This window comes from Aquirufa salirivi, from assembly GCF_045310485.1.
Lineage (GTDB): Bacteria > Bacteroidota > Bacteroidia > Cytophagales > Spirosomataceae > Aquirufa > Aquirufa salirivi.
The window spans coordinates 1-13,159 of sequence record NZ_JBEWZH010000011.1; the positions used below are offsets into that span (position 1 = coordinate 1).

7 protein-coding genes are annotated in these 13,159 nt (G+C 39.9%); 4 read left to right on the top strand and 3 right to left on the bottom strand.

Annotation, left to right across the window (positions count from 1 at the left end; genetic code table 11):
* On the bottom strand, window positions 1-2,053 hold a 2,053-nt coding region (locus U0R11_RS13065; protein ID WP_406752202.1), incomplete at its 3' end, for a beta strand repeat-containing protein.
* A gap of 790 nt (window positions 2,054-2,843) precedes the next feature.
* On the opposite strand from U0R11_RS13065, the gene U0R11_RS13070 reads away from it, so the two are divergent.
* From U0R11_RS13070 to U0R11_RS13080, 3 genes are read left to right on the top strand one after another with little or no spacing between them, the layout of a single operon-like run.
* Complete coding sequence (locus U0R11_RS13070; RefSeq protein ID WP_406752203.1) at window positions 2,844-6,254, top strand: SusC/RagA family TonB-linked outer membrane protein; 3,411 nt, start codon at window positions 2,844-2,846, stop codon at window positions 6,252-6,254.
* A gap of 23 nt (window positions 6,255-6,277) precedes the next feature.
* Window positions 6,278-7,915: a SusD/RagB family nutrient-binding outer membrane lipoprotein gene (locus U0R11_RS13075; RefSeq protein ID WP_406752205.1), complete on the top strand. Its 1,638-nt coding sequence runs from the start codon at window positions 6,278-6,280 to the stop codon at window positions 7,913-7,915.
* A 32-nt stretch (window positions 7,916-7,947) separates the two neighbouring features.
* Complete coding sequence (locus tag U0R11_RS13080; RefSeq protein ID WP_406752207.1) at window positions 7,948-9,297, top strand: PhoPQ-activated pathogenicity-related family protein; 1,350 nt, start codon at window positions 7,948-7,950, stop codon at window positions 9,295-9,297.
* Window positions 9,298-9,349: 52 nt separating this feature from the next.
* Here U0R11_RS13080 and U0R11_RS13085 read toward each other — a convergent pair whose 3' ends face one another.
* On the bottom strand, window positions 9,350-10,387 hold the full coding sequence (locus tag U0R11_RS13085; RefSeq protein WP_406752208.1) for a carboxypeptidase-like regulatory domain-containing protein: 1,038 nt from the start codon (window positions 10,385-10,387) through the stop codon (window positions 9,350-9,352).
* Window positions 10,388-10,461: 74 nt separating this feature from the next.
* Here U0R11_RS13085 and U0R11_RS13090 point away from each other — a divergent pair, with 74 nt between their 5' ends.
* Entirely contained in the window at window positions 10,462-12,270 is a 1,809-nt protein-coding gene (locus U0R11_RS13090; protein WP_406752209.1) for a heparinase II/III domain-containing protein, read from the top strand.
* On the opposite strand, the gene U0R11_RS13095 is transcribed toward U0R11_RS13090, so the two are convergent.
* Window positions 12,267-13,151 (bottom strand): alpha/beta hydrolase fold domain-containing protein, encoded by an 885-nt coding sequence (locus U0R11_RS13095; protein ID WP_406752211.1) that lies wholly within the window; start codon window positions 13,149-13,151, stop codon window positions 12,267-12,269. The two genes, U0R11_RS13090 and U0R11_RS13095, sit on opposite strands and share 4 nt — an antisense overlap.
* Window positions 13,152-13,159 lie beyond the last annotated feature (8 nt).

Here is a 13,159-nt window from a genome sequence, read left to right on the forward strand (position 1 = left end):
CACTAATTACCCCAGTGGTGGTATTGAATAATAAACCCGTTGGTAATGGAGTCGAAATACTATAGCTAGTAACTGTCCCTGTAACGGTAGGGCTTAAACTGGTGATGGTTGTACCAACAGAATACACATTGGGTGTCGTATAGCTTAATGCGCTTGGTGCAGCTGTATTGACCGTTATCCTGACAACAGCTGTAGTGCTACCTGTGACATTGGTAGCCGTAACAGTATAATCTGTTGCCGGGCTAGTGACAGAAGGGTTTCCACTAATTACCCCAGTGGTGGTATTGAATAATAAACCCGTTGGTAATGGAGTCGAAATACTATAGCTAGTAACTGTCCCTGTAACGGTAGGGCTTAAACTAGTGATGGTTGTACCAACAGAATACACGTTGGGAGTTGTATAGCTTAAAGCACTAGGTGCCGCTGCATTAACCGTAAGGTTTACTATGGCAGTAGTACTACCAGTACCATTCGTTGCAGTAACGGTATAATCCGTAGCTGGACTAGTGACTGAGGGAGTACCACTGATGACCCCTGTGGTGGTATTGAATAATAAACCCGTTGGTAATGGAGTCGAAATACTATAGCTAGTAACTGTCCCTGTAACGGTTGGGCTTAAACTGGTGATGGCTGTACCAACAGAATACACAGTAGGAGTAAGGTAACTTAATCCCGTTGGTGCAGCTGCATTAACCGTTATGTTAATTTGATTCGAAGTGGTGCTACCAAATCCATTGGTGGCGGTTACGGTATAATTGGTTGCTGCACTAGTTACTGTAGGTGTACCACTAATTACTCCTGTGGTCGTATTGATGCCTAATCCAGTAGGCAAAGCAGATGCAATTGAATAGGAATTCACACTTCCTGTAACGGTAGGATTTAAAGCTGTAATGGCTGTTCCCACAGTATACACATGAGGTGTAGTGTAACTTAATCCACTAGGTGCAACCGCATTTACGGTAATATTAATCACTGCTGTGGTACTTCCCGTACCATTTGTAGCCGTTATGGTGTAATTGGTGGCAGGGCTTGTGACAGTAGGCGTACCACTAATTACTCCTGTGGTCGTATTGAATGCTAATCCAGTGGGTAGAGCAGTGGATATGCTATAGCTCGTGACAGTTCCAGTAACAGTTGGTGAAACATCCGTAATCGTAGTACCTGTACTATATACTTTGGGTGTTGGGTAACTTAGTGCACTTGGTGCGGCATCATTATCTATAATGGAAACGACTGTTGTATTAGTAACGATAGCCGCATTAACTGCATTGGCAATAACGATATTGAATGTTTCTGTTACCTCTCCCGTTAAGTCGTCTAAAATTGGTACTGTAATTGTCTTGGACGATTCACCTATGGCAAATGTTAAGGTTCCTGATGTATTGGTGTAATCAGTTCCATTGGTAGCTGTACCCCCAGAGGTTGAATAAGTCGCTGTGGTTGCTACCGTTGCTGCAGCACTCAATGTTACTGTTGCCACGGCATTCACACCACCCACGGCTTCGGTAACACTTAATGTAGAAGTGATATTGAGTTTTGGTTGGGAATTTAGGTATGCATTTAATTCGCTAAGCAATTGAGCTACAGAAGCTGAGTTACCAGTAATAATTCCACCAGTCATATTCAATATTTGGCCGTTGAATGTTAGTCCCAAAGCTTTTGTATCGGTAATTGTATAGTTACCTGAATTTACTGCTATAACCTCATTGGTACCAGTGACAGGTAGGAAAATCATAGTTCTAACAGTTGAACCACTTGTTTCACGCCAGTTCATAAAACCTGCTATTGAGTGAAACACGTTGTTTTTGTCATAGAATGTGACAAAACCTGGTAAATCATTGCCCTGAAGTTCAAATACGTTTGTACTTGAGTTTTGAGCAAATGAAAGGCGGGTGATTCCCGTGGTGGAAACAGCAATACCATTTTGAGCTTTGTTATTTCCATTTTGATCACCAATGAATCCTTCATTAAAGGAAACAGATACATAACCCGCTAATGCTGGTGTCGCAGCAGAAAGAGAGAAAATTAAAGTAGCTAAAAAGAGAAGCTTCATGAAGAAGGAACGCTTTTCGGTTGCCTTAAAAGTTGGGTAACATTTTTGCATACAATATAATTTTAAATCACTATTTGGTTCAAGCAAATAATAGGGTTAGAGAATCAACCCATGGCCATGCATGCACGGACTATAGAACGACCAAGAAACTTTTGAGAATAAGAGATTGCGCCAGATGGCTAATTAGACAAAAATGTAGTATCAAATCCTACTTATGACAAGAAGGTATTTGATATGATTTGAGTTTATTTAGAACAAGGAGTAACCTGCTTTTAATCAAAAGAATTCCCGCTTTAGGTTTTCTTCCACGTGAAATTAAGCACTAATTGTTGCCATTTTTAAAATGATACACCTAAATGATGTTCTTTATTTCTAATGCAGGACAAAAAAAATGCGAATGCATTACGTGAGGCTAAGGTTTAGGAATTGCCTGAGGAGTAGCCTCTTTTCCGTGATTTTGAAAAATGTATTTTTTGATTCGCATTGCCAAAAACAAGCAAAGTTCACACTTTGTAAAAATTAGTTTAATTTAAACAAATCATTACAATGTGCTAGTGTATTTTTTAAATTATTGATTGTCAGTATGTTGTAAATAAAATTATTAATTTTTCTATCATTTTTTTTAAAAATAAGTTTACAAACCATGTTTGTATTTGTAGGATATTTCCATCCCCCTTTATTTAACCGCTCATACTATTTTACCCCAAAATAATGGAAATTTAACTTGATAAATTAGAATATTTTCTATATTGCCCGCTGTTCAATTATTATAAACCTATTTATCACCACCATGAAAGTAAACTTCACTCAACAAAAATTGAGGGGATGGTTCTTTTCTTTGTGGCTATTTGCAAGCTGTAGTCCAATGTTATTGGCTCAAAATCAAGTAGTTACTGGAAAAATCAGCTCCAAGCAAGACGGTTCAGGAATCCCTGGAGCCAGTGTCAGCCTAAAAGGTACTTCCCGTGGAAGTAGTTCCAATGAAGCGGGAAATTATTCCATTGAAGTATCAGGTCCCAATGCCGTATTGGTCTTTTCCTCAGTAGGTTACGATCCTTTGGAGATTCGTGTAGGTAACCAGAAAAAAATGGATATTACTTTATCTCCTGCTACTTCCATGTTAAATGAAGTGGTAGTCACGGCCCTGGGTATACGAAGGGAAGAAAAGTCATTGGGATATTCCGTGGCTAAAGTGGATGGTAAAGAAATGAATCGAGTGGCCCAAGAAAACGTATTAAATGCCATGGCAGGTAAAATGGCTGGTGTAACCATCAGTTCTACCGGTGGAACGGGTTCTTCTGTTAGCATGGTTATTCGTGGTGCTAATTCGTTAAGTAATGATAATCAACCTTTATTTGTGATCGATGGTGTTCCCATTGCCAATACCCTAAATAACATTAGTCAAGTTGGAAATGATAATCGAGTTGACTTCGGTAATTCCATTTCAGGATTGAATCCTGAGGATATTGAAAATGTATCCGTATTAAAAGGACCAAGCGCCGCTGCGTTATATGGTTCAAGAGCAGGTAACGGTGTCGTATTAATTACCACCAAGTCTGGTTCGAAGTCAAAGAAAATGACGGTCAACATTACTTCCAATACTGTTTTTGATAATCCTTACAAATATTTGAAATGGCAAACCAAATTTGGCCCTGGTCAATTTTCAGCCATTCCTGTTTCTATTACGGGTAATCCGCTCTCCAATGCTTTTGGTAAATTAATCCAAGAGGAAGTGGGTGCTACCTATGGCGCAGAATTAGACAAAGGTTATTCTGAAGTTCAATGGAATAGCCCTTTGGATGCTAATGGTAAGAAAATAGCGATGCCCCTGATTTCTCATAAAGACAATGTGGCTAAATTTGTTCAAACGGGTATTACTACTACGAATGGTATCTCCATTGCGAATAGTAATGACCAATTCAACTACCGCTTGTCTTACTCCAACATGCAGAATCAGGGTATCATTCCTAATTCTGATTTGTTTAGAAATACCTTGAACCTAAATACTTCTATTAAAGTCAATAAGAAGTTGACCTTAAGTAATAATTTAGATGTTAGTCGTTCCTCATCCAATAACCGTCCAGCGGGTAACCGTGGAACCAATCCTTTGGAATGGGCATATAACGTTTCCCCTCATATTGATATTTTAGAGTTGAAAAATTATTGGATGCCGGGTCAAGAGGGTTTGCAACAAAGAACCCAATATAATTCGGTCTATAATAATCCCTATTTCTTGGCCAATGAGGTAAATAACGGATTTGTACGGGATCGTTTGTTTGGAAACATCCGTTTGGATTATCAAATCACCCCTGAAATCAGTTTGATGGGCCGCTATGCCTTGGATACCTATACCGAGCAGCGTGAAATGAAAATAGCTAATAGTTATACCAATGACCCTAGAGGGGCCTATGGAAATATTAATTTGGCCAATTTTGAAAGCAATGCCGATTTCTTAGCTACCTATAAAAAAGACATCAAAGACTTTAGTTTATCTTTCTCAGTTGGTGGTAATGCGCGTTATCAACGTGGTTCTAATATCACGAATGCCAGTAAAAGTGGAACGGGTCTAATTGTCCCAGGCGCTTTCAATGTTCAAAACATTGCTCCTGCTAATTTGGATTATTACAGCACTTGGTTCCAACGAGCCATTTATAGTGGATATGGTTTAGCCAATATCGGTTATAAAGATATGATCTTCTTGGATGTAACGGCACGTAACGACTGGTCTAGTACTTTGCCAGCGGCTAATCGTTCTTATTTCTACCCTTCAGCTTCCTTGAGCGTATTAATTAATGAAATGGTTAATATGCCTAATCAAGTGGATTTATTTAAATTCCGTGGTGGGGTAGCTCAAGTAGGTAATGATGCTAATCCTTACCAATTATTAGGAACCTTAGGAAATGCGGGGACTTGGGACGGTATCCCTCGTTTAAGTACTCCTGGAACTTTATTGATTTCTGATTTGAAACCTGAGATTGTTACTTCTTATGAGACGGGTTTTGATTTGAGTTTGTACCGAAATCGACTACGCTTCTCGGGTACCTATTATCAGGTGGAAAATAGAAACCAAATCCTTAGTACCAAATTACCTCCATCATCTGGCTATTCCTTGAAAAACGTGAATGCGGGTTTATTAGTCAGCAAAGGGATAGAATTAACCATGGGTTTCACGCCTATTAAATCTTCCAATTGGAATTGGGATGTTAACTTAAACTGGACTCGTAATAGAACCAGAATTGTGGAATTATCCGATGACCTTCCTTACTATACCTTATGGCAAGATGCTAAAGGTGGAGCATGGACTTACGTAGGCGAGGAAATTGGAGATATATATGATGCTCAAATCGTCACCGTAAAAGATAAAGCTTCACCGTATTTTGGTTATCCTATTTTGGATAATACGGGTAAATGGCAATCTGTTGACGCGATCAATACTCGAAATAAGATAGGAAACTTCAATCCAGATTTCATTTTGGGTATGCAGACATCCATTTCTTATAAGCGTCTAAGTTTAAATATGTCTTTTGATTGGCGTAGTGGTGGACAATTCGTTTCTCAAACATACCGTTATGGAGAAGAGAATGGCCGTTCTCAGTTGTTCTTAGATAAATTAATTAATCCCAATGGATTGACTGGAGATGCTCTGAAGAGTTATTTAGTAGCTAACCAAGAAAACTTAATTAAGATTACAGGAAATTATTTCCCATTGGTGGGTGGACCAACACCAGAATATGGCCCTTTTGGATTTAAGTATGGCCCTTATAATTTCCCTCACGGAGGTGTATTTATTCCTGGGGTGATTGCTACAGGTTATGATACCTCTGGAAATCCAACGGGATATAAAGAAAACTTAGGTAATGCAGGAACGACCAACTTGCCATTTGCTGGGTCCACGGCTTGGTCATTTACTCGGGCTTTCTTGTATGATGCCGATTATGTGAAATTGCGCGAAATTTCCTTAGGAATCGATTTGCCACAACAATGGTTGAAGAAAATTGGCGTTCAAAATGCTAATTTCTCGGTGTATAGTCGCAATATCATCCTTTGGACAAAAGCGAAAATTAACATTGATCCTGAAACAGCCTTCCAGCAGGAGGCAGGTGTTCAGGGAGGCGGTACTCAATTCAAACAAGGGATTGAGCGCTACAACGTAACCCCTTGGGTTATACCTGTTGGTTTCAAATTAGGTTTAACTTTTTAATGAAATTTAGACAGCAAAAGATCATGAAAAATACTTCATATAAAATAATGGCATTGGTGCTAGTCCTATCGGGGAGTTTTTACTCTTGCAAGGATTTAACCGTGTTGAATCAAAATCCCAATGGGATTAATCCAGAGACAGCTAATCCTAATTTAGTGATGTCTACCGTGTTAACAGAAACTGGTAAAGCTTTTGTTAATTTGGGTTACCAAGACATAGCTGGCGTGATGCAGCATACGCAAAAGGACGGTTGGTCAGGTGGTCACAATACCTATGAGTGGGGGGGAAGCCAATCTTGGGCTTCTTACTACGACATACTGCGTAATAATCAATATGTATATAATCGTTCGGTTACGTTGAATTTGGAATTACATCAGGGTATTGCTCTCGTGACTAAATCCATGATGTTTGGATTGATCACTGACTTATGGGGAGATGCTCCTTATACGGCTGCACTAAAAGGCGCAACAGGTGGTGCTACGAATACATTTCCAGCTTATGATACTCAAGAAACAATTTACACGGGTATTTTGGCAGATTTAGAAACCGCCAATACTTTATTGTCTAAAGCTTCTTATCCAAGTACTCCTGGAACGGCCGACGTATTTTATCAAGGTAATGCAACTAAGTGGAGAAAGTTAGCCAATTCATTGGCATTACGTTATTACATGCGTATTTCATCCAAGAAACCAGACGTAGCTAAAGCAGGTATCGAGAAAATATTAGCTAATGCTGCTCAGTACCCTATCATTACGGCCATAGCTGACGATGCTGCCATGCCATTTGCGGGAAACAGTGATAGCGATTCATGGCCTTCCAATGCGGTGTATGATGCGAGTGCTTCCAATTATCGAAGGATTAAATTGGCTGCTACCTTTGTCAATAAACTATTGGATTTGAAGGATCCCCGGATTGGTATTTGGGCTAATAAAGTACAGATCCCTTTGGTGGTAGATGCTAACTTACCCAAAGGAACCGATAAAATAGAAGGAGGAAAACGTTATTTAGCTCCCGATAAAGTAGTAGGTAGAGATGTAAATACGCATCCTGAATATGTAGGTTTACCAACGGGAATCATAGGTGGTGCATCCTATAATTTGAGCCCTACAGCCGAGCAAGGAGCCAATAATCCGCACGTTTCTTGGGTCAATGATATTTACCGTCAAGCTAAAGGGCCTTTGTTGAAATCAAGAATGATGTCTGCGGCTGAGGTTCGTTTTATTTTAGCAGAAGCAGCTTTGAAAGGCTGGGCTGTTGGAGGAACTGCCAAAGCTCATTACGAAGCAGGGGTGAAAGCTTCCTTAGATACTTGGGGCGTGGGTAGTACTTATGCCACGTATATCGCTAACCCTGGTGTGGCTTATGATGGAACGTTGAGTCAGATCATCGAACAAAAATGGATTTCTAGTTGGACTGCCGCTCAAGAGGCCTGGTTTGATTACCGTAGAACAGGTTTTCCTGTCTTAACGGCTGGTCCAGCGGCCATTCGTAAAGTGTTGCCAGTTCGTTTTTACTACATGTTGGATGAAAGAAATCTGAACAAAGTAAATACAGAGGCAGCCATGAGTAAATTAGAAACAACGACCTATTCAGAAGCCGATGGAAAGAATAGTCCTTGGTCTAAACCTTGGGTAGTTCAAGGAACAGGAAAACCTTGGTAAACTAAATTTCAACTTTAAATCAGTTTAAGAACATGTATCCAATTATCAAAAAATTAGTGTTAAGTAGTACTGCCATTTGCCTTTTGGCTTTTACTGGATTTGCCCAAAAAGTTAGTCCAGAAACGGCCTTGAAAAGTTATATGGCCAATGGTGATAAGTCCTACCAATGGGAATTAAAGGATTCCGTTTCTTTAGGTACATCCAAGGCTTATCAAGTGCTATTAACTTCTCAAAAGTGGCAAAATATCACTTGGAAACACCAATTGACCATCATTATTCCAGCCAAAGTAAACTATGAAGGAGCTATGCTTTTCATCACGGGTGGGAGTAATAAAGATGAGCAGCCCAATTGGAGCAAAGAAGATAAAATGTGGAATTTTTTATCCATGGTAGCGGCTAAAAATCATGCCATCGTTGCCTTGATTAAACAAGTACCCAACCAACCCTTGTATGGAGGTAAAACAGAAGATGAATTGATTTCGTATACCTTACATCAATACCGAGAAACGGGCGACCATTCTTGGCCCTTGTTATTTCCAATGGTGAAATCAGCGGTTAGGGGAATGGATGCTATTCAGGAGTTTGCTAGCAAAAAGGCGAATATTCAAATTAAGGATTTTGTGATTTCTGGAGCTTCTAAGCGTGGTTGGACGACCTGGTTATCTAGCGCCATTGGCGATACACGTGTGAAGGCGATTGGACCTATGGTGATTGATATGCTGAATATGCCTGCTACCTTAAATTACCAGAAAGACACTTATGGCGAATACAGTGATCAAATTGAGGACTATGTTAAATTAGGCATTCCACAAGGAACAGGTACCCCAGTGGGGAAGGCCATCAATACGATGATCGATCCCTATTCGTATCGAGCCACTATGACAATCCCTAAAATCATATTTATGGGAACCAATGATCCGTATTGGACAGCTGATGCCATCAAACATTATTTTGATCAAATTCCGGGTAAAAATTTGATTCATTACGTACCTAATGCAGGACATGATTTGGCAGGAGGAAAACAGGCGATTGAGGCATTAAGTGCTTTCTTTGCTTTGTCTCTTCAGAACAAAGATTTCCCTGTACCCACTTGGAATGTGGTGAAAGGAAAAGAGGGTTTTGAATTAACGGTTACTGCCAATCCTACTGATTTAGAAGATGCGGCTATTTGGGGGACAACTTCCGCTGACCGTGATTTTAGAAATAATTTATGGTTGACTAGGCGTGTGAAACCTATAGGAAATACGGCAAAATACGTAATTCCCTATGTAAAAAAGGGGTATCAAGCATTTTATATGGATCTGAAGTATAAAGATCCTAATGGAGGAAGCTATACTATTAGTACACGAATATTTACGACCGATACAGATCAAGTATTGTAATTTGATTTCTTGTAAAAACACCCGATAGGCTCTGTCGGGTGTTTTTTTATACCTATTTTTTTAATTCATACACATAATCTAGCGGGAGTTCATTTCCCATTCTAGATTCAGACATTTTACCAAATACTTCGATGGAATAGGGATCTAATAAGGTCCCATTGCTTTCTAGCAAAATGGTCTTTGCCATGGGTTTTAGTTTGGAAAATTGTCTTGGCGAATCAAATTCCACGTTGATGATACCTTTTAAATCAATGGCATAAATTCCTGGCTTATTGGTGGTGAAGAGTACTTCTTCCATCTTAAATGGAGGAGGATTGCTCATTCGATTTTCTTTGTAATAGGTTACATAAAATCCTTCATTCGCCAAAGATTGATGGATTAATGCCAATAGAAAATGCCTGATGGAACCTTGGAAAACATATTTTCTATTCTTCTCCCATTGGGTCTTCTCTTTGTTTGAATTGGGATTTAATGCTTCAAAATAGCCACTGGATTTAAAGTTTAATTGCCTTGGTGCTTTTTCAAAACCCACTAAAAAGCCATGGTAGAGATAGCCGAGTTCTTTATTTTCTATCAAAAGGGGTTCTTTGGAACTGGCTTTTAAGGTTTTTGTACTCGGATCATAGTCAAAATCAATGGCCTCCCGATTTAGGATTTTGACTAAATCACGATCGATATCCCTTCCTAAAAATTCATTTTCAAATTGTCGGATTTGCCTTTCCCAAACACGGTCTCTTTGGCCTTGCACCTTTATTTCTGCTAAATCGGTGATGTTTTCCAACATCTCAAAGTATAGTTTTTTATCATTCTGATGAATTGAAATAGATACAGCAAGTGGCTGGTAACCCACCATGGAAATGAGAAATTGATAATTTCCTGCTGGAACGTTTTTCAATATGAAATTCCCCTTGTCGTCAGCTTGGGTACCCAAAGACGTGCCATTTACATACACATGAGCAAAGGAAACGCCTTCCTTTTTTTGTTTATCTACAATGCTACCTGACAGCGTATAGCTTTGTTGAGCCAAGCCATGTAAAGAGCAAAAGATCAAAAGTAGGGAAATACAATACAGCTTGCTCAATGATTTCATATATTTGGTTATGCCATGACAGCATGATGGTCAAATTTACAAAAGTTTGACATGACAAAACCTATTAGAACAAGATGAAAAAAGGATTCCTGATTTATTGGCTATTCATAGCCCAAATTGCTTGGGCACAAGATTTTAACCGTTTGATTCCAGCTGCCCAAGGGCATCCTCGCCTATTGTTTTTAAAATCCGATGAGGCCATCATTCATCGAAATATTCAACAAGATACACTTTGGGCCAATTTGCACCAACAGATTTTGAAGGAAGCCGATGTATTACTCTTGAAAGAGCCTTTGGTCCGTAAACAGATCGGTCGACGGCTTCTGGGTGTTTCCAGAGAAATGCTACGTAGAACCTTATTTTGGTCCTATGCTTACCGAATGACTCAACAGCCCAAATACGCACAAAGGGCGGAGAAAGAACTCGTACAAATTTGTCAATTTACAGATTGGAACCCGTCACATTTTTTGGATGTGGCTGAAATGACTACAGCGGTTGCCATTGGTTACGATTGGTTATTTGAAGCTTTAAGTCCAGAGTCCAAGAAAATCATTCAAGCAGCGATCCTTTCCAAAGGAATAGAACCCTCATATGATAAGCGATATACCAGTTGGCTACAAGCAAGTCATAATTGGAACCAAGTATGTAATGCAGGGATAAGTTTAGGGATATTAGCCATACAAGAAGATTACCCTGAAAAAGCTCAGGAATTGTTACAAAGAGCACAAAAATCCATTGTTTTACCTATGAAAGACTATGGTCCAGACGGCGCTTACCCAGAGGGTTATGCCTATTGGGGATATGGAACTTCGTTTCAAGTGTTATACAATGATGCCATTGAAAAGGCTTATGGCTCTAGTTTTGGATTAAATGAATCACCTGGGTTTTATGCAAGTGCTAATTACCTGCTTCACATGACGGGTCCATCTGGAAAGAATTTTAATTATTCAGATTCGGGGGATGGAATCGATTTTCACCCGGCTATGTTTTGGTTTGCGGCTAAGACGAAAAATACGAGTCTTTTATTTACGGAGATAAACACATTAAAAAGTGCTAAAAACTTGGTTGCGGACCGACTTTTACCATTGGTCATGGTTTGGGGGAAAGAGGCTTCCTTGGTCAATCAAGCTATTCCAAAGCCATTAAGTTATCTCGGTGGTGGTCCTAATCCTGTAGCGATGATGCGGTCTTCTTGGACAGACCCTAATGCCTTGTATGTAGGCGTCAAAGGCGGCTCTCCCTCAGTGAACCATGGCCACATGGACGTAGGTTCTTTCGTGTTTGATGCACTGGGAGAGCGCTGGGCTATGGATTTTGGTATGCAGAATTACGAGTCCTTAGAATCCAAAGGAGTAGGTATTTGGGGTAAGGAACAAAACGCTCAGCGTTGGGATGTTTTCCGTTATCATAATAGGTCGCACAATACCTTGACGCTCAACAATCAATTGCAAGTGGTAAAAGGGAAAGCAGAGATTCAATGGAAACAAGAGTCCAATAGAAGGACGGAGGTAATTTTGGATTTGAGCTCTTTGTATCCTGAACAAACCCAAGGAGTATCCAGACAAGTAGCTCTGGTAAACAAACGAGTGCTCGAGATTAGTGATCAAGTACAGCTAGGAAAGCAGGATGGGGAATTAGTTTGGACGATGGTTACCGCTGCTGAATTTCATGTAGGCGGAAAAGGTAAGGCTTATTTAACTCAACATGGTAAGCGATTGAATCTGGAATTGAAAGGTGTGAAAGGAGAATGGATAAGCTGGTCTAGCGAGCCCAAGCACGACTATGATGCGCCTAACCCTAATACGCGATTTGTGGGATTTAAATTAGCCACACAGGCCGATAAAAAGCTCCGCTATCAAGTGGTATTAGAACCTGTACACTAGTTTTTCAAACCACTGGGGTAGACTTGATCTAACCAAATGCCCATTTTAAAGAAAACACTGAAGAGGCTTTTACGCATTTCATGTGTTTCATTTGGGTAAAGTTCTAGCTGGGTTTTAACACCTAATTGCTTAAGTTTGGCATACAAGTTTTTAGCTTGTTGCACGTGTACTACTTCGTCATTTTCCCCATGAAAAATGATGGTGGGAACCGCACTAGAAGCGTTCACACGAAGCAAAGGACTGGATTCTTTAGCTAATGGTGCATTGGGGTCAGCCACTCCCAAGAAATTGGTGATGGTTTTGTCTGCTTCAACATTTTTTCCTCGGACCATCGGGTCAGTGAAGTCGGTCGGTCCGACGATATCAATGACCGTTTTAATTTCCTTGTTAATATCAGCCGTATAGGCATACATTAGTGCCAAATAGGCCCCTGCGCTGGCACCTAAAAGACCAAATTCCCCTTTCTTATAACCAAGGCTGTCTGCCTTTGAATTTAAGTACTGTAAAGCATGTTGGATATCGTCGATTTGGACTGGATACCGATTTTGATTGTCTTTAACTAGGCGGTAATTGATGGAAGCCACCGCATAGCCTTTTTTACCTGCTAATAATTGAATCAAGGGTTTAGGTAATTGGTTTTTACTCCCTTTGGTCCAATAGCCCCCATGAATGAATACCAGCATTTTGGTATTGGCATTGACTTGATTAGGTAAAAATATATCCAATAAATTCCTTTCCTCAGGAGCATGACCATAGGCCAAATTCAATACCGACCTATAAGCAGATGAATCCGCCCCAGTTTTCCCAAATGAAGGAAAAGACAGGAATATGAACAGAGGTAAAAGGTAAACACCACAGGCAAAAACAAGGCTTTTTTTCATACAGAGAA